Source organism: Streptomyces sp. NPDC005706 (assembly GCF_040631045.1).
In the GTDB taxonomy this organism is placed as follows: Bacteria; Actinomycetota; Actinomycetes; order Streptomycetales; family Streptomycetaceae; genus Streptomyces.
This window is the reverse complement of the sequence record NZ_JBEXYS010000008.1, coordinates 1-15,457: the sequence shown is the minus strand read 5'-3', so window position 1 is coordinate 15,457 and position 15,457 is coordinate 1. Positions and strand designations below refer to the sequence as shown.

Sequence of the window (15,457 nt, the reverse complement as noted above, 5' to 3'; positions counted from 1 at the left end):
CCGTTCCCGGCCGTCCCCGCGTGCCGCCGGTTCAGCCCGTCGGGTGCCCGGGTTCGATGCGTTTCGCGTCGGAGAGCCGGAGCAGCGGCCCGCCGGGTCCCTCGCCCCCCTGCAGGGGATCGAGGACGAAGCCGACGTGGTCGCCGCCGTCGGTGCGGTGCAGGATGGTGCCGGTGAACCAGGCCGCCGCGTCCCGGAGCACGACGGTGCCGTCGGGCCCCTCCCGCCAGGACACCCGCGCGAACTTGTCGACCTCGTCGCCGGTCTCGCCGCCGAAGATCTCCAGGAGTTCCCGCTGGTCGCCGGTGAGCAGATGCACGGCGAGGCAGCGTGCGGCCCGGGCGACCTCATAGGTGCGGTTGGCCTTGGACAGCCACACCGCGAACCGCGGCGGCCGCATGGAGCACTGCGAGGCGAAGCCCACCAGACACCCGGCCCGCTCGCCGCCCGCCGCGGCCGTCACCACGCACAGGTCCGGATCCAGTCGCCGGAAGAAGCCCTTCACGTCCGTCATGCCGCCCAGCTCTCCTCCGTGCCGTCGTCCCTCCCCCCTCCGTCGCGGACGCCCGCCGGAGGCCTCGGGTGTGGTGAGAGTGCCCCGGGCGCGCGGAGCCGAACCACGGGCGGGTACGAGCGGGTGCCCGCGTCACCGGGTCAGCCGCCGGTGCCGGCGGCCGTCCGGGACTCCAGCGCCCGGCGGGTGTCGTCGCCGTAGACGCCGGTCTCGTCGCCCGTGATGCCGTACCAGAGCTGGAAGCGGGCCACGGCCTCGGTGAGCACGGCGTCGTAGGTGCCGCTGGTGGAGCCGTCGCGGTAGACGTCGGGGACGCCCAGCAGACGCTGCTGCAGTTCGGTGACCTCGGGGCCGGTGTCACCCTGCCGGAGGGTGCCGGGACCGTCCGGGTCGGTGGAGGGGGTGCCCGCCGGGGAGGCCGGAGCCGGGGAGGCCGGAGCCGGGGAGGCCGGAGCCGGGGAGGCCGGAGCCGGGGAGGCCGGAGCCGATGCGACGGGGTGGGAGGGCCGCGGGGCCGCGGTGGCGCCCTGCCGGGCGGGGAGCAGCAGGGCGCAGCCGAAGCCGGCGAGCGCGGCCGCGCCGACCGCCAGGGCCGCGGCGGCACGGCGTCGTCCGGCGCCGGGGGCAACGGGTCGCGGTGCGGCCGGGACGGGCGGCAGTTCCTGGGTCTCGTCCTCGGCGGAGCGGGGCACCTCGGACGCGGCGCGGCCCGGCCCGGGTGCCGTCCCGAAGGACTCGTACGCCGCGTGCCCGGACGGTGCCGGTGAGCGCGGCCCCGGCACGTCCGGCCGCGGTCCGGGCGGCCGCCGTCCGTCCGGTCCCGGGCGCGTCTCCGGTCCCGGTTCCGGGTGCATCTCCCGCATCAGCTCGGCGAGGGCGTCGAAGCGGCGCGGGCGCAGGACGCGGACCGGCTCCAGGGGCGGCCCGGGGTGCGGCTGTTCAGGGTCGGGCGGTGTCGGCACCCTGCTCTCCTTCCGTCCCGTGCGTACGCACGTCCGCGGTCCCCGGCGTGAGATACGGCGGGGACGGCGGCCCCGTTCAGGCCGGGACGGGCGCCTGCTGGACGAACCGGCCCAGGGACGAGGTCAGCGCGCCGACGAAGGCGTCCCGCGCCTCTTCCGGGAGCGCGTCCAGGGACAGGTAGGGGTTGAGGTCCTCCAGTTCGACCAGCAGCAGTTCGCCGTCCGGGGCGCGGCAGGCGTCGACGCGCTGGATGCCCTGCCCGAGAGCGTTCCAGTCGATGAAGCGCCGGGCGAACTCCAGGTCGGCGGCGGTGGCCGGGTACGGCACGAGCTCCCAGCGTCGCTCCGGGTCGGGGGCGTAGAGGGCGTACTGGAAGTCGTCGTCCACGAAGTAGAAGGACACCTCGTACGCGAAGTCGACGCACGGCTGGACGAGGACCGTGCCGTCGGCGAGCCCGGTGAGCCGGCCGGCGGGCAGGATCCGCAGGCCCAGGGAGTCCGCGCCGAGCTTGGGCTTGACGACGTAGCGTTCGGCGGCGGGCAGCCGGTGCAGGTCCGCGACGCGGTCGACGGTCGGTATGACCGGGAAGCCGGCGGCGCTCAGGTCGAGCAGGTACTGCTTGCCCACCATGTCCGCCTTGCCGGTGAGCGGGTTGTACACCCGGGCCCCGGCGACGAGGGCCCGCTCACGGAAGGCCTCGTACTCCTTCTGGTAGCCGAGGACGGGCCCGCTGTTGCGGACGACCACGGCGTCGTAGCCGTCCATGAGCGCCGCCGCGTCCAGCGGGTGGCACAGGGCGAGGTCGAAGTGCTCGCGCAGCCGGGAGGTGAGCAGGACGTCCTCGTCGCAGTAGCGGCGTCCGCGGGCTGGGTACGCCAGGTCGGTGACGTAGAGAATGCGGGGGCGGGCGGTGGGCATGAGGTCTCCTGGCGGCACTGAACGGGGAACGGGGGTGGGGGCCGGCGGCGGCTGCGGAAAGGTTACGCCTCGCCTTTACCGGCCCTGCACAGCACTCAGTTCCCTCATTCGCGCCCGCTAGCTGCACTGAGTGTCACCGATCCGGTTCTGGTGCTACGTTCCCGTTCATGAGCTCCAGCAGCGCGGCGCCGGCCGCGAAGCCGCCGATGCGGGACGCCCTGGTCGCGGCGGCCTTCCAGCTCTTCCTGGAACGCGGGTACGAACAGACCACCGTGGACGACATCGTGGCGCTGGCCGGGGTCGGCCGGCGCTCGTTCTTCCGCTACTTCCCCTCCAAGGAGGACGTGGTCTTCCCCGACCACGAGCGCTGCCTCGCCGACATGACCGCGTTCCTCGCCGCGAGCGCGGCGGACGCCGAGCCGGTGCGGCGGGTGTGCGACGCGGCCCGGCTGGTGCTGGGGATGTACGCGGAGAACCCGACCTTCTCCGTGCAGCGCTACCGGCTCACCAAGCAGGTGCCGGGGCTGCGCGCGTACGAGCTGTCGGTGGTGTGGCGCTACGAGCGGGCGCTCGCCGAGTACCTGCGGCGCCGTTTCGCCGGGTTGCCCGACGGAACGCTGCGCGCCGACGTGGTGGCGGCCGCCGTGGTCGCCGCGCACAACAACGCCCTGCGCTCCTGGCTGCGTTCGGACGGCAGGGGCGACGCGGGCGCCGAGGTGGACCACGCCCTCGGGCATGTGCAGGCCGCGTTCGACCGGCCGGTGCGGGTGAGCACCCCGGGACGGCCGGGGGACGATGAGCGCGGCGACGTCGTCGTGCTGGTGGCCCGCCGGTCCGCCCCGCTGTGGCGCGTGGTGCAGGAGTTCGAAGCGCTGACCGGCCGCGCCTGACCCTCCCCGCGCACACCGGTCCCGCGCACCGGACCTCCACAGATTTGGGGTACGGAGTGCCTTTACGAGTGGCACCCAGTGCCATAATCTGTGGGCGTGCACGGTGGCACCGCGGCCGTGCGCAGACGTGCGCGGCTCAGGCCGGGCATGCGGGATTCCGGCCGAGCGCAGGGAGTTGTCCAGCGTGTACCACCACTCAGCAAGCGCCTCCATTCCGGCGGCCGGCTCCGCGACGGGCCTCCTCGAACCCGTCGCCGCTGACTCCAAGGACGCCATCACCTTCCAGCGCTGCACCTGGTGCGGCACCGCCATGTACCACCGGCTGCTGTGTCCGGTGTGCCAGGGCAGTGAACTGCGCACCGAGCGCAGCGAGGGCACCGGGACGGTGCGCCACTCCACCGTGGTGCACCGCAACACCCCCGCGGCGCGCAACGTGTCGCTGATCGAGATGAGCGAGGGGTTCGTCGTACGGGGCCGGGTCATGGGCCCGCCGATCGGCATACACAGCGGGGACCGAGTGCGGCTCTCCACGGCCAAGGACCCGGTGCGCGGTGAGCCGGTCTTCCAGTTGGTCGACGAGCCCTACCGCGCCTGGAGCTGACGCCCCGGCGGCTCCCCCGCCCGCGCACCGATCGCCCTGGCCCGCCGGGGCGGCGGACCGCTCAGGGCCCGAAGGTCACCCGGATCCCGACCGTGCCGTCCGTGCCGCGCCGCAGCCGGCTGCCAAGCAGGGTGAGCCGGCCGACGATGCCGTACTTGCGGGCGATGAGGGTGCGGTAGCGGGCAGTGGTGGCCGCGTCGGTGATCTCGGCGGTGGCCGGGACCTGGCCGCCGGTGGGTCGGCCCCGCACGTCGCAGGGTCCGACGAGGACATCGGCGCGCCGGCGGATCCGCTTGACCTTCCAGCTGTCGGCGGTCGTCCACACACCGAGTCCGTCCCCGTCCTGGACCACCCAGACGGGCGTAGCGACCGGGGTGCCGTCCTTGCGGTAGCTGGTGACCAGCAGGTACTTGCCGGCGGCGAGCCGGTCCGGCCGAGTGTCGTCCATGCCCGGCAGTCTAGGAGCCCGCGGGCGGTCCGGGCACACGTGCGGACGGCCGGGGAGGCCAGGCCGAGGCGGCGGCCATCCGGCGCACCCCCTCGGTGAGGATCTCCGGCGAGGTCGCCAGGTTGAGGCGGGCGTGCCCCGCGCCGCCCGTGCCGAACGGCAGGCCGGAGCTGAGCGCGACCCGGCCGCGCTCCAGGAACACCGCGGCGGGGTCGTCGCCGAGACCGAGCGCGCGGCAGTCGAGCCAGGCCAGATACGTGGCCTCGGCCGGGTCGTAGCGGATCGCCGGGAGGTGCTCGGCCAGCAGCCCGGCGAGCAGGCGGCGGTTGGTGCCGAGCCCGGTGAGCAGGGCGTCCAGCCAGCCGGTGCCGTCGTTCAGGGCGGCCGTGTGGGCGATCACCCCGAGATGGCTGGGGCCATGGCTCACCTCCTCGGGCATCTTCGCCAGGTCCCCGGCGGCGCCGGGTCCGGCGAGGGCGAGCGCGGCCTTCAGGCCGGCCAGGTTCCAGCCCTTGGAGGCGGACATCAGCGACAGCCCGCGCTCGGCGCCGGGCACGCTCAGGTACGGCACGAAGGGGACGCCGGGCGCGACGAGCGGCGCGTGGATCTCGTCCGCTACGACCCGGACGCCGTAGTGCTCGGCGAGGTCCGCGACGGCGGTGAGTTCGGCGGCGGTGTGCACCGTGCCGGTGGGGTTGTGCGGGCTGCACAGCAGGAAGGCCGCCCTGCCGCCGTCCGCGGCCGTCTCCCGGAAGGTCCGGGCCAGCAGGTCGAGGTCGATGCGCCCGCCCGGGCCCAGCGGGGACTCCACCACACGGCGGTCCAGGTGGGTGACGAACTGGTAGAACGGCGGGTACACCGGCGAGTTGACGACGACCGGATCGCCGGGCCCGGTGACCAGCTTCAGCATCTCGACCACGCCGAGCATCACGTCCGGGACGATCGCGGTGCGCCCGATGTCGATCCCGTCCCAGTTCCAGCGCTCGGCGGCGAAGCGGGCCAGCGCCTCGGCGTACGCGGTGCCGGCGGGATAGCCGGTGTCGCCCAGGGCGAGCGCGTCGGTGAGGGCGCCGACGACGGACCCGGCGAGGGGGACGTCCATCTCGGCCACCCACAGCGGCAGCACGTCCTCCGGGTAGGTGCGCCACTTCATGCTCGTACGACGGCGCAACCGCTCGAGACCGAGGGCGCGCAGCGGGTCGGGGTCGCCTGGTGTGCCGTGCGAGGTGCTGGTCATGGGCTCAAGATAGGCGGCCGGGGTCCGTGCGGAAACGGGGCAGGCCGGACAGGTGGGGCGCGTGGTGCCGAGGAGTCGGGGGGCCGGGCCCGGCACGGGACGCCCCGGAATACCCGGGTCATGCCGCGTGCGTCAACTCGGGCGTCTAGATTGCGTCTTGACCGGTGCACCCCCCTCATCAGGCGACCAGGAGCCCCACGTGACCGACAACCCGGCAGCCACCAACGACGTGGCCGTGTCGCTGCGCGCCCGTATCAACACGGGCCAGCCGCACACGGCCCGGATATGGAACTACTGGCTCGGCGGCAAGGACAACTACGAGGTCGACCGCGCGGCCGGCGACCAGATCCGCGGGCTCCACCCCGGCATCGGGGACTACGCGCGCGCCGACCGGCTGTTCCTGGGCCGGGCGGTGCGGTACCTGGCCGGCGAGGTGGGCATCCGGCAGTTCCTCGACATCGGCACCGGGCTGCCCACCGCCGACAACACGCACGAGGTCGCCCAGCGGGTCGCACCGGACGCGCGGATCGTGTACGTCGACAACGACCCGCTCGTGCTCGCGCACGCCCGGGCGCTGCTCACCAGCACGCCGGAGGGGCGTACCGACTACCTGGACGAGGATCTGCGCAACGTCGACGCGATCCTCGAGCACGCCTCCAAGACACTGGACTTCAGCCAGCCGGTGGCGCTGATCCTGCTCGGCGTGGTCATCTTCATCGGCGACGAGGAGGACCCGTACGGCCTGGTACGGCAGTTGACCGACCGGCTGCCGGCCGGCAGCCATCTGGTGCTGTCGCACACCATCACCAGCCCGGCGATGCCGGACGTGGACGAGGCCGTCAAGTTCTGGAACGAGCACGGCACTCCGAAGCTGACCCAGCGCAGGCCGCAGGACGTGGTCCGGTTCTTCGACGGTCTGGAGCTGCTGGAGCCGGGCGTGGTGTCCTGCTCGCGCTGGCGCCCGGACGCGGACGCCGGCCCGGAGCCGGAGGAGGTCGCCATGTTCGGCGGGGTGGCGCGCAAGGGCTGAGCGGGCGCGCGGCCCCCGGCCGGGTGGATCGCCGCCGCCGGTGAACGCCGCCGGGCCCGGACACGTACTGAACGCCGGGCGCCCGACGCCGGTCGGGGCCCCCGCGGTGCCGGTACGGGCATCGCGCGTCCGGTGTTCGGGAGCCATGCATGAGGCACGCACGACGACGGGTCGTGAGGCGGGTGACACGGCTGGCGGCGGTCGGCGGACTCCTGGTGGGAGGAGCGATGGTCGGACAGGCCGCCATGGCGAGCGAGACACCCCCCGCGTCCGCCCGGCCGCTCGGTTCGGCGGGCACGGCCGGTGACCCCGGTGCCGCGCTCGTGGCCCGGCTCGGTACGGCGCGGACGGCGGGGAACTGGATCGGCGCCGACGGCCGTCCGGTCGTGGCGGTGACCGACCCGGAGGCGGCGCGGACGGTACGCCGGGCGGGGATCGAGGCGAAGGTCGTGCCGCACAGCATGGACGAGCTCAAGTCGGCGACCGGCACGCTGCGTTCGGCGCCCCGGGTCAGCGGCACCGCGTGGGCGGTGGACTACCGCACCAACCGGGTCGTGGTGCGGGCCGACCGTACGGTGTCGGCGGGTGACTGGTCCCGGATGAGCCGGGTGGCCTCCGGGATCGGGGGCTTCGTGCACATGGAGCGCGCGAAGGGCGCCTTCACGGCGCGGCTGAACGGGGCGCAGCCGATCCTGTCCACGGGGGGCCGCTGCTCGGCGGGGTTCAACGTCACCGACGGGCAGCGCGACTTCATCCTGACCGCCGGTCACTGCGGTCCCTCCGGGTCCACCTGGTTCGCCGACAACCAGGGCGACCGGCAGCTGGGCAGCACGGTGAGCAGCGACTTCCCCGGCAGCGACTTCTCGCTCGTGCAGTACGACTCGGGCCGGGCCGGTCCCGGCGCCGACGTGGTCGCGGTCGGCGGCGGTAAGGGCGTGCGGATCACCGGGGCCGCCGATCCGTCGGTGGGCCAGCGGGTGTTCCGCAGCGGCAGTACCAGCGGGCTGCACGACGGCCAGGTGACCGCCCTGAACGCGACCGTGAACTACCCGGAGGGCACCGTCACCGGGCTCATCGAGACCAATGTGTGCGCCGAGCCCGGCGACAGCGGCGGCCCGATGTTCTCCGAGGGTGTCGCGCTGGGCGTCACCTCGGGCGGCAGCGGCGACTGCACCACGGGCGGTACGACGTTCTTCCAGCCGGTGACCAAGGCGCTGACCGCGCTGAACGTCAAGCTCCTGGTCGCGGCGGGCAACGCCGCCGGCGGACAGGGCGCGGCGTCCTCCCCCGCGCCGTCCGCCCCGGCCTCGCGGGGCGCCGTCGCGCCGAGCGCCGCCTCGCCCGGTTCCGCGGCGCCGGTCACCGGCGCCGCGGGCCGGACGCTGCTGGCGCGGCTGACGGACACCCGGAACGTGGGCCCCGGGCTGCTGGTCTTCGCGGGCAGCCTGATCGCCCTCGTCGCGACCCGGTACATCCGGTCCGAGCAGGACCGCAGGGCGTACCAGCGGCACTACTCGGCGACGTGGGGCTGAGCGGAGGCGGTGGACGGGAGCCGGCCGGCTCCGGGAGGTACGACGAGAAGGGCACCCGTGCGCTCACGGGTGCCCTTGGCGGTACGGCCGGGAAGGCCGCCGGTCGGATCAGGCGGCCCGGTCGGACTGCGGGGCCGCCAGGGCCCACTCCAGCACGAGGCGCTGGTATTCCGCGCGCTGCTCGGTGGTCAGTGTCCCGCCCGACCGGCGCCACAGGGCCCTGATCTCCTCGTTGACCTCCGCGGCCGATCGCTCGGAGGCGGCTGCAACAGTGGTGGACATGTTGTGAAGCATATGCCGGTCGACGTGAAGGCGCTGTGAGTAAGTACACTCGATGCGGACATAACGGACCGTGTTGCTCATCACGTCAACGAGCCGGGCGAACCGGCGAGTTGACCTTTCGGACCACGGGGGCGCGACGGCCCCGCAGCCGGCGGCGCCGTGACCGGGATCACAGCACCGCCGCGCCGTTCGTGGCTCAGGTGCCCGGCTTGCGGCCGTACACGTAGACGTCGTCGCCGTTCTTCAGCAGCGACCAGTACTTCTTGGCGGTGGTCGTGGTCATGTTCACGCAGCCGTGGGAACCGGGCGGGTTCCACATGCTCAGGCCCACCGAGTGGAAGGCCTGACCGCCGTCGAAGAACTGGCTGTAGGGCATCGCCACGTTGTAGATGGTGGAGACGTGGTCGATGTCCCGCCAGTAGATCTTCTTCAGACCGGTGCGGGTCTCGTAGCCGTTGCGGCCGGTACGCACCGGCACGGGTCCGTAGACGAGCCTGCTGCCGTCCTGGATCCAGCTGAGCTGGAGCGTGAGGTTCACGCAGGCGATCCGGCCCTTGTTCACCGGGCACTTGCCGTCCCTGTTCGGGTTGCTCCCGACGGCCTTCTGCTTGTTCATGAGATCCATCACGCCCCAGGTGACGGGGCCGGCGTAGCCGATGTTGGGCGTGATGCCGTGCTTGTTCTGGAAGGCCTGGATGGCCTTGCAGTCGGTGGTGGACTGCCTGCCGTCGACCGGCCGGCCGAGGAACTTCTCCACCTGCTTCTGGTACGGGCCCGCCTGTGTGGTGCAGCTCGCGGCCTGGGCCGGCGCCGCGGTGAAGGCGAGTGTGAGCGGCGCCACCAGTCCGGTGACGCCCAGTGCGACGACACCGCGTCTGCGTATGTCCCCCATGTCGGCCTCTTCCCCTTGTCCCCTTGCGCCCGGGGTGTCCCCGGGTGGTTCCCATCGCGATTCCCGCGGTTCCGGACTACTAGACCTGCCCGGGCGCCGGAGGGTTGTGGTTCCGGCCAGGCTGTGACGAAACGGTGAACTCGGGGGCTCCGGGGCTCAGGGGCGTCGGGGATCCGGGGGCCGCGTGCCCGGCCGGGGCGGTGCGGACGCCGGGCTCAGCGGTATCCGGTGGTGTCGGCCGGCCGCCCCGGGTCCTGTACCTCGGCCAGGTACCGCCAGGCGTCGGGGCGGCTGCCGTCCAGGTCGGTGAAGCCGTACACCCGGGCGAGCCCGCCGCTGGACAGGGACTGCCCGTTGAAACGGGAGACCTCGGGGTCGGCGGCCAGGGCGGCGACGGCGCGGCCGGTGTAGCGCGGGGTCTCGGAGATGGCGAAGTGCGGTTCGCGGTCGAGCGCGTCGCGCCAGTTGTCCTCACGCACGCCGAAGGCCTCCAGCATGATCTCCGAGCGCATCCAGCCGGGGGTGAGCGCCACCGCGCTCGCACCGCGGGGACCCAGTTCGTGCCCCAGGGCGAAGGCCATGCGCAGTACGGAGGTCTTGGCGAGGTCGTAGAAGAGGTTCACGCGGTAGGTGTCGCGGTTGTAGTCGGCGGTGCCGTCGGTGACCTCGACCACCAGGCCGCCGGGGTGGCGCAGCAACAGCGGGAGCGCGAAGTGGCTGGTGATCGCGTGCGTCTCGACGGCGAGGCGGAGCAGCCGGAGCCCGTTGTCCAGGTCGTGCTCCCACACCGGCGTGTCCCACTCGAAGAGCTTCTCGCCGCCCCAGATGTCGTTCACCAGCAGGTCCAGGCGGCCCTGCTCGCGGGCGACCCGGTCCACCAGGTCCCGTACCGCGGCCGGGTCGAGGTGGTCGACGGGCACGGCGACACCGTGGCCGCCGGCCTCGGTGACCAGGTCGGCGGTGTCCTCGATGGTCTCGGGGCGGTCGTACTCGGAGCGGCGGGCGCGGGTGCTGCGTCCGGTGACGTAGACGGTCGCGCCGGCCGCCCCGAGTTCCCTGGCGATACCTCGCCCCGCGCCCCGGGTCGCCCCTGCCACCAGCGCGACCCTGCCCCGCAGCGGACCTGACATGTCCGGCCTCCTGTACGTGTACGACTGCTGTCGTCGCCCACTCTCACGGGGAAGCCGGACATCTCCTGTCACCTTTTACCGCCCCTCGGCGGTGCCGGGGTCAGTGCCCGCGCTTGATCCACTCCTCGAGGTGGGGTGCCTCGGCCCCGATGGTGGTGGACTCGCCGTGTCCGGTGAGGACCTTGGTCTCCGGCGGGAGAGTGAGGAGTCGGTCCCGGATGGAGTCGATGATCGTCGGGAAGTGGGAGTACGAGCGCCCGGTGGCGCCGGGGCCGCCCTGGAAGAGGGTGTCGCCGGTGAACACCGCGCCCAGTCCAGGGTCGTACAGGCAGACGGCACCGGGCGCGTGGCCGGGGGTGTGCAGCACGGTCAGGTCGGCGCCGGCGGTCTCGATGACCTGGCCGTCGACGAGGTGCCGGTCGGGCTCGCGGTCGGGGTGGGTGAGCCGCCACAGCGGCATGTCGTCGGCGTGCAGCCAGATGGTGGCGCCGGTGAGCTCGGCTAGCGCGGGAGCGGCGTCGATGTGGTCGTTGTGGGCGTGGGTGCACACGATGGCGGTCAGGCGTCGGTCGTCGACGGCGCGGGCGATCGCCTCGGCGTCGTGGGCGGCGTCGATGACGATCACCTCCCGTTCGTCGCCGACGATCCACACGTTGTTCTCGACGTCCCAGGTGCCGCCGTCGAGGCTGAACTGGCCCGAGGTCACCAGGCGTTCGATGCGTACGGTCATCAGAGGACCACCACCGAGCGCAGCACGTCGCCGTGGTGCATTCGCTCGAACGCCTGCTCCACCTGGTCGAGTTGGATGGTCTCGGTGACGAACGCGTCCAGCGGCAGCCGGCCCTGCAGATGCAGGTCGATCAGCATGGGGAAGTCCCGGGAGGGCAGGCAGTCGCCGTACCAGGAGGACTTCAGGGAGCCACCGCGGCCGAAGACGTCCAGCAGGGGCAGTTCGAGCTTCATCTCCGGGGTGGGCACGCCGACGAGGACGACGGTGCCGGCCAGGTCACGGGCGTAGAAGGCCTGCCGGTAGGTCTCCGGACGGCCGACCGCCTCGATGACGACGTCGGCGCCGAAGCCCCCGGTCAGCTCACGGATCGCCTCGACCGGGTCGTTCTCCTTGGAGTTGACGGTGTGGGTGGCGCCCAGCGTGCGGGCCTTCTCCAGCTTGCGGTCGTCGATGTCGACGGCGATGACCTTCACCGCCCCGGCGAGGTTGGCCCCGGCGATCGCCGCGTCCCCGACGCCGCCGCAGCCGATGACGGCGACGGAGTCGCCGCGGCCCACGTTGCCGGTGTTGATCGCGGCGCCGATGCCGGCCATGACACCGCAGCCGAGCAGTCCGGCGACGGCCGGCGAGACGGCCGGGTCCACCTTGGTGCACTGTCCGGCCGCGACCAGCGTCTTCTCGGCGAACGCGCCGATGCCCAGCGCCGGGGACAGCTCCTGCCCGGTGCCGGCCAGGGTCATCTTCTGCTCGGCGTTGTGGGTGTTGAAGCAGTACCAGGGCCGGCCGCGCAGACAGGCCCGGCAGTTCCCGCACACGGCACGCCAGTTGAGGATCACGAAGTCGCCGGGGGCCACGTCCGTGACGCTCTCGCCGACCGACTCCACGACACCGGCGGCCTCATGACCGAGCAGGAAGGGGAAGTCGTCCGAAATGCCACCCTGTTTGTAGTGCAGATCGGTGTGGCAGACACCGCAGGCCTGGACGCGTACGACGGCTTCACCGGGCCCGGGGTCCGGGACCACGATCGTCTCGATCCGTACGGGCTCGTCCTTCCCCGGTGCGATCACGCCGCGTACTTCCTGCGCCATGGTCCGGCCCTTTCCTCGTAGTGCGTTCGGTGCGACCCTACGCGCGAACCACGGGTGGCGGCACGGGCCACGACCGGAAAAGTGGATCTTTCGTTTCGGCGCGGCGGACCGCCGGACCGGTCCGGGGGCCGTCCCCGAGCGGGGACGCCCCGGACCGCGGAGGTCAGGCCTAGAGGCCGGGAAGCAGACCGGTCGCGGGGTCGACCAGATCGGTGAGTTGGCTCAGGTGCCCCAGTCCGTCGGCCGAGTCGATCTGGTTCAGTCCGCCCAGCTGCTCGGAGACCTTGGGGATCTGGCCCTGCTCGTCGGCGGGGAGCCCGGTGGTGGCGAGCGAGTCCAGGGCGGTCATCGGGCTGACCCGCCCGGTGTCCGCCGCGCCGGTGTCGGCCGCGCTCGCCATGGGGGCGGCGAGGCCCGCGAACCCGGCGGCGAGACCGACGGCGGCGACGATGCGTCGTGTTGAGATCATGCCCTCAGCAACGGCGCGGGACCCCGGCCGGACACGGGCACCGGGCGGTGCTCACCCGTCAGGCGGACCGGTCCTTCTGCGCTTGCCGAGCCCGCCGGGGCGGAGGAGCCTCGGAGATGGGGCTCGCGCCGCCCTTTCCCGCCGGGCCGCGGGCGCCTGAAGGAGGTCACATCATGGGCACCGCGACAGGCTCCAGCTTCGACACCGAGACACTGCGCCGGGGCATAGAGGGGACCACGGGGAACACCCTGCTGTCCCTCTACGCCGACGACGCGCAGATCCGCATCATCGACCGCAACACCCAGCCGAGCCATCCCAAGGTCCTGCGCGGCCGGGGCGAGATCGCCGCGATGCTCGACGACGTCTACAGCCGCGACATGACGCACAAGCTGGACGGGTGCGTCGTCCAGGGCGACCACGCCGCCTACTGCGAGTCCTGCGAGTACGGAGACGGCACCCGGGTCCTCGCCGAGTCGATGATCACCCTGCGGGATGGAAAGATCGCCGAGCAGATTCTGATCCAGGCATGGGACGAGTAGGGAGGAAGACCGCGAGGGTCCAGGTCAGCACGCGAATGACCTGGACCTTCTCGGCCCGGGCGGGACTGGGGCGGGCCCGCCCGCGACGGTCCGCGCCGGTGTCCGCAGCGGGTGTGCACCTGTCCGCCGCCGTTGTCCGGTCCGTCCTGCGGGCCGTGCGCCCGCGTCCGCGCCCCGCGCTGCCGCGCCCGTCCCGGATCCGGCGGATCCGGCCCCGGTGAGGTCCGGCGCCGGGGCGCACGGGACACGGGCCCGGCTGCGGGCACTCCCCCGGCCCCGGCCCGCCGGGCCGGGGCGTGATCAGCGCATCCAGGCGCTGTAGCTCATGACGGCCCCGGCCTTCACGCCGTATTCGGGGGCGTCCTCGGTGAAGGTCTCCTCCATACCGAGGACGGCGCCGGTGCGCGGTTGCAGGATCAGCATGTGCCGCACGCCCTTGGTCTCGAACACGTATGCGTGTCCCGGGCGCCCCAGGCGGTCGGTCACCTCGCCGGCCGGTGTGAGTCCCCGGCTCCCGGCGAACAGCCGGACGACGGCCGCCGACTCCCGCGTGCCGAGGGTCCAGTGATCCAGCAGTTCCGCGACCGCGTCGAGCAGTTCGGCGGTGCTCAGCGCGGCCGTGCCCCGGTCGGCCCGGGGACGGGCGATCTCGGTGAGGTAGGCGCGCAGGCGCGCCGCGGTGTGCGGTGGGAGCGCCTCGGGCGGGGCGTCGCTCCACATCGGCGGGTACGTGGTCCGGCTGATCACATGGCCGTCCGCCACCGGGTGCGGCTCGCCGCCCTCGTCGGTGAGGACGGGGCGGCCGGGCCGGCGCGGATCGGTCGCCACGACCACTTCGGTGTGGCTCGAGTCGGCCCGCCAGCGCACCACCCGCTCCTCGGGGAGGGTGACCGGGGGCTTGTCGTCGCTCATGCCGAGGCTCCACGACTGCACGTGCGTGCCCCTGCGCAGACCCGGGGAGCCCGCTGCCGCGGCCGCGTCGGCCAGGGCGACCATGTCCCGCAGGGGTACGGGGGCGGAGCCGGAGCGAACCGTCAGCGGTCGAGGTGCGGCCACGGCCCGCGAGGTGCCCGGATCGCCGAGCACGGCGTTGACGGCGAACACCAGGACGACGGCGGAGGCGGCGAGCCCCCAGACCAGCCGGGCGCGCCCGGTACGGCCGGGAGGCGCCGGGAACGGCCGGGCCCGGCGCGGCGGGCGGGGTTCGCTCAGCAGCCGCTGGAGCCGTTGCTCCGCGCGCGCGTCCAGCGGGCCGTCGGCGAAAGGGGGGCCGTCGTCCGGCACCGGGTCGGCGCGGCGCAGGAGTTCGAGTTCGTCAGCCATGTCGGTCGTCCTCGCGGGGGGTCGCGTCGGCGGGGGCGGTCGCGGCCGCGACCGGGGGCCGCAGCCGGTCGATCTCGGCCCTGAGCCGGTTCCTGGCGCGGTGCAGCCGCATGGCAGCGGCCCGGCCGCCGCAGCCGAGGGCGACCGCGATCTCGTCGGCGCCGAGTTCCTCCCAGGCCGCCAGGCGCAGCACCTCCTGGTCCGCCGGGGACAGCCGGTCCAGGGCCTCGTGCACCCAGGCGCCGGGGGCCTCCGTGCCGGGGCCGGCCGCGATGTGCCGGGCGTGCGCGGCCTCGTCGTTGCCGAGCCGGTCCACCAGCCGGCGCCGGCGCCCCTGACCGCGTACCGCGTTCGCCAGGCAGTTGCGGGCCACCCCGTACAGCCAGGGCAGCGGCGTCGCGGGCAGGTCGGACCGGCGGCGCCAGGCGACCGTGAACACCTCCGCCACCACTTCCTCCACCTCGTCGGCCCGTCCCCGCAGCCGCCTCGCGACATAGCGGCTGACCGCCCAGTAGTGCTCGCGATAGGCAGCGGCGAAGATCTCGTCGTTGCTCATGTTCGGTTCGTGTCCGGCACCGACCGGATCGTCACACCCTTCTTCCGTGATCCTTCTCGCGCCGTCCGAGTGTGACCGACGGGCCGGGTGCCGACACAGGCGGGACGTGAAGAGGATCAGAGACATCAGGGCCGTGCGGTGGCTGACGACCACCGATCACAAGACGATCGGGACGCTGTACCTGGTCACCGCGTTCGCGTTCTTCCTGATCGGTGGCGTGATGGCGCTGCTGATGCGCGCCGAGCTGGCCCGTCCGGGCCTGCAGATCATGTCGAACGAGCAGTTCAACCAGGCGTTCACGATGCACGGCACGAT

General features: G+C 73.3%; 19 protein-coding genes. 6 read left to right on the top strand and 13 right to left on the bottom strand.

What is annotated here, in order from left to right; translation table 11 throughout:
* Positions 1 to 31: 31 nt before the first annotated feature.
* The 3 genes from ABZ478_RS16400 to ABZ478_RS16390 all read right to left on the bottom strand — a co-directional run bounded on the left by ABZ478_RS16400 (position 32) and on the right by ABZ478_RS16390 (position 2,395).
* Entirely contained in the window at positions 32 to 514 is a 483-nt protein-coding gene (locus ABZ478_RS16400) for a flavin reductase family protein (RefSeq protein WP_359549634.1), read from the bottom strand.
* 140 nt (positions 515 to 654) lie between these two features.
* Positions 655 to 1,476, bottom strand: coding sequence for a peptidoglycan-binding domain-containing protein (locus ABZ478_RS16395; protein ID WP_359549631.1), 822 nt, complete (start codon positions 1,474 to 1,476; stop codon positions 655 to 657).
* A gap of 76 nt (positions 1,477 to 1,552) precedes the next feature.
* Entirely contained in the window at positions 1,553 to 2,395 is an 843-nt protein-coding gene (locus tag ABZ478_RS16390; RefSeq protein ID WP_359549629.1) for a hypothetical protein, read from the bottom strand.
* Positions 2,396 to 2,562: 167 nt separating this feature from the next.
* Between ABZ478_RS16390 and ABZ478_RS16385 the strand changes: the two genes are divergently transcribed.
* Both ABZ478_RS16385 and ABZ478_RS16380 read left to right on the top strand, forming a co-directional pair.
* On the top strand, positions 2,563 to 3,285 hold the full coding sequence (locus ABZ478_RS16385; RefSeq protein WP_359549627.1) for a TetR family transcriptional regulator: 723 nt from the start codon (positions 2,563 to 2,565) through the stop codon (positions 3,283 to 3,285).
* A 184-nt stretch (positions 3,286 to 3,469) separates the two neighbouring features.
* The gene (locus tag ABZ478_RS16380; RefSeq protein WP_359549624.1) at positions 3,470 to 3,886 is read left to right on the top strand and encodes a zinc ribbon domain-containing protein; all 417 of its coding nucleotides are present in this window, start codon (positions 3,470 to 3,472) and stop codon (positions 3,884 to 3,886) included.
* 61 nt (positions 3,887 to 3,947) lie between these two features.
* Here the strand turns inward: ABZ478_RS16380 and ABZ478_RS16375 are convergent, their stop codons facing one another.
* Both ABZ478_RS16375 and ABZ478_RS16370 read right to left on the bottom strand, forming a co-directional pair.
* Positions 3,948 to 4,334, bottom strand: coding sequence for a PPOX class F420-dependent oxidoreductase (locus ABZ478_RS16375; RefSeq protein ID WP_359549622.1), 387 nt, complete (start codon positions 4,332 to 4,334; stop codon positions 3,948 to 3,950).
* Between the two features lie 10 nt (positions 4,335 to 4,344).
* A complete protein-coding gene (locus ABZ478_RS16370; RefSeq protein ID WP_359549619.1) occupies positions 4,345 to 5,571 on the bottom strand; it encodes an aminotransferase class I/II-fold pyridoxal phosphate-dependent enzyme in 1,227 nt (408 codons plus the stop codon).
* A gap of 199 nt (positions 5,572 to 5,770) precedes the next feature.
* Here ABZ478_RS16370 and ABZ478_RS16365 point away from each other — a divergent pair, with 199 nt between their 5' ends.
* Both ABZ478_RS16365 and ABZ478_RS16360 read left to right on the top strand, forming a co-directional pair.
* Entirely contained in the window at positions 5,771 to 6,601 is an 831-nt protein-coding gene (locus ABZ478_RS16365; protein WP_359549617.1) for an SAM-dependent methyltransferase, read from the top strand.
* A 149-nt stretch (positions 6,602 to 6,750) separates the two neighbouring features.
* Positions 6,751 to 8,133: a S1 family peptidase gene (locus tag ABZ478_RS16360; RefSeq protein ID WP_359549615.1), complete on the top strand. Its 1,383-nt coding sequence runs from the start codon at positions 6,751 to 6,753 to the stop codon at positions 8,131 to 8,133.
* A 108-nt stretch (positions 8,134 to 8,241) separates the two neighbouring features.
* Here the strand turns inward: ABZ478_RS16360 and ABZ478_RS16355 are convergent, their stop codons facing one another.
* From ABZ478_RS16355 to ABZ478_RS16330, 6 genes are all read right to left on the bottom strand, one after another.
* Positions 8,242 to 8,427 (bottom strand): hypothetical protein, encoded by a 186-nt coding sequence (locus ABZ478_RS16355; protein WP_358938695.1) that lies wholly within the window; start codon positions 8,425 to 8,427, stop codon positions 8,242 to 8,244.
* Positions 8,428 to 8,611: 184 nt separating this feature from the next.
* On the bottom strand, positions 8,612 to 9,307 hold the full coding sequence (locus ABZ478_RS16350; protein WP_359549612.1) for a L,D-transpeptidase: 696 nt from the start codon (positions 9,305 to 9,307) through the stop codon (positions 8,612 to 8,614).
* 215 nt (positions 9,308 to 9,522) lie between these two features.
* Positions 9,523 to 10,437 (bottom strand): SDR family oxidoreductase, encoded by a 915-nt coding sequence (locus ABZ478_RS16345; protein ID WP_359549610.1) that lies wholly within the window; start codon positions 10,435 to 10,437, stop codon positions 9,523 to 9,525.
* 100 nt (positions 10,438 to 10,537) lie between these two features.
* The gene (locus tag ABZ478_RS16340; protein WP_358938689.1) at positions 10,538 to 11,167 is read right to left on the bottom strand and encodes an MBL fold metallo-hydrolase; all 630 of its coding nucleotides are present in this window, start codon (positions 11,165 to 11,167) and stop codon (positions 10,538 to 10,540) included.
* Positions 11,167 to 12,255 carry an S-(hydroxymethyl)mycothiol dehydrogenase gene (locus ABZ478_RS16335; protein ID WP_359549608.1) on the bottom strand — a complete coding sequence of 363 codons (1,089 nt, stop codon included), beginning with the start codon at positions 12,253 to 12,255 and terminating at the stop codon, positions 11,167 to 11,169. The genes ABZ478_RS16340 and ABZ478_RS16335 overlap by 1 nt, the downstream gene beginning before the upstream one ends.
* Before the next feature lie 169 nt (positions 12,256 to 12,424).
* The gene (locus ABZ478_RS16330; protein WP_359549606.1) at positions 12,425 to 12,724 is read right to left on the bottom strand and encodes a hypothetical protein; all 300 of its coding nucleotides are present in this window, start codon (positions 12,722 to 12,724) and stop codon (positions 12,425 to 12,427) included.
* Between the two features lie 173 nt (positions 12,725 to 12,897).
* Between ABZ478_RS16330 and ABZ478_RS16325 the strand changes: the two genes are divergently transcribed.
* Positions 12,898 to 13,263: a nuclear transport factor 2 family protein gene (locus tag ABZ478_RS16325; protein ID WP_359549604.1), complete on the top strand. Its 366-nt coding sequence runs from the start codon at positions 12,898 to 12,900 to the stop codon at positions 13,261 to 13,263.
* Positions 13,264 to 13,563: 300 nt separating this feature from the next.
* Here the strand turns inward: ABZ478_RS16325 and ABZ478_RS16320 are convergent, their stop codons facing one another.
* Both ABZ478_RS16320 and ABZ478_RS16315 read right to left on the bottom strand, forming a co-directional pair.
* Positions 13,564 to 14,586, bottom strand: a complete 1,023-nt coding sequence (locus ABZ478_RS16320) for a CU044_5270 family protein (protein ID WP_359549602.1) — start codon at positions 14,584 to 14,586, stop codon at positions 13,564 to 13,566.
* Positions 14,579 to 15,142, bottom strand: coding sequence for an RNA polymerase sigma factor (locus ABZ478_RS16315; protein WP_359549599.1), 564 nt, complete (start codon positions 15,140 to 15,142; stop codon positions 14,579 to 14,581). The genes ABZ478_RS16320 and ABZ478_RS16315 overlap by 8 nt, the downstream gene beginning before the upstream one ends.
* 106 nt (positions 15,143 to 15,248) lie before the next feature.
* Here ABZ478_RS16315 and ABZ478_RS16310 point away from each other — a divergent pair.
* Positions 15,249 to 15,457, top strand: a 209-nt coding sequence (locus tag ABZ478_RS16310) for a cbb3-type cytochrome c oxidase subunit I (RefSeq protein WP_359549596.1), incomplete at its 3' end; no start/stop codon positions are given.

Excerpts from the sequence above, each read along its gene's own strand:
- ABZ478_RS16345 (WP_359549610.1), bottom strand. The coding sequence starts at position 10,437 with ATGTCAGGTCCGCTGCGGGGCAGGGTCGCGCTGGTGGCAGGGGCGACC.
- ABZ478_RS16385 (WP_359549627.1), top strand. The coding sequence starts at position 2,563 with ATGAGCTCCAGCAGCGCGGCGCCGGCCGCGAAGCCGCCGATGCGGGAC.
- ABZ478_RS16355 (WP_358938695.1), bottom strand. The coding sequence starts at position 8,427 with ATGCTTCACAACATGTCCACCACTGTTGCAGCCGCCTCCGAGCGATCG.
- ABZ478_RS16330 (WP_359549606.1), bottom strand. The coding sequence starts at position 12,724 with ATGATCTCAACACGACGCATCGTCGCCGCCGTCGGTCTCGCCGCCGGG.
- ABZ478_RS16400 (WP_359549634.1), bottom strand. The coding sequence starts at position 514 with ATGACGGACGTGAAGGGCTTCTTCCGGCGACTGGATCCGGACCTGTGC.
- ABZ478_RS16340 (WP_358938689.1), bottom strand. The coding sequence starts at position 11,167 with ATGACCGTACGCATCGAACGCCTGGTGACCTCGGGCCAGTTCAGCCTC.
- ABZ478_RS16350 (WP_359549612.1), bottom strand. The coding sequence starts at position 9,307 with ATGGGGGACATACGCAGACGCGGTGTCGTCGCACTGGGCGTCACCGGA.
- ABZ478_RS16325 (WP_359549604.1), top strand. The coding sequence starts at position 12,898 with ATGGGCACCGCGACAGGCTCCAGCTTCGACACCGAGACACTGCGCCGG.
- ABZ478_RS16335 (WP_359549608.1), bottom strand. The coding sequence starts at position 12,255 with ATGGCGCAGGAAGTACGCGGCGTGATCGCACCGGGGAAGGACGAGCCC.
- ABZ478_RS16320 (WP_359549602.1), bottom strand. The coding sequence starts at position 14,586 with ATGGCTGACGAACTCGAACTCCTGCGCCGCGCCGACCCGGTGCCGGAC.
- ABZ478_RS16315 (WP_359549599.1), bottom strand. The coding sequence starts at position 15,142 with ATGAGCAACGACGAGATCTTCGCCGCTGCCTATCGCGAGCACTACTGG.
- ABZ478_RS16375 (WP_359549622.1), bottom strand. The coding sequence starts at position 4,334 with ATGGACGACACTCGGCCGGACCGGCTCGCCGCCGGCAAGTACCTGCTG.
- ABZ478_RS16360 (WP_359549615.1), top strand. The coding sequence starts at position 6,751 with ATGAGGCACGCACGACGACGGGTCGTGAGGCGGGTGACACGGCTGGCG.
- ABZ478_RS16370 (WP_359549619.1), bottom strand. The coding sequence starts at position 5,571 with ATGACCAGCACCTCGCACGGCACACCAGGCGACCCCGACCCGCTGCGC.
- ABZ478_RS16390 (WP_359549629.1), bottom strand. The coding sequence starts at position 2,395 with ATGCCCACCGCCCGCCCCCGCATTCTCTACGTCACCGACCTGGCGTAC.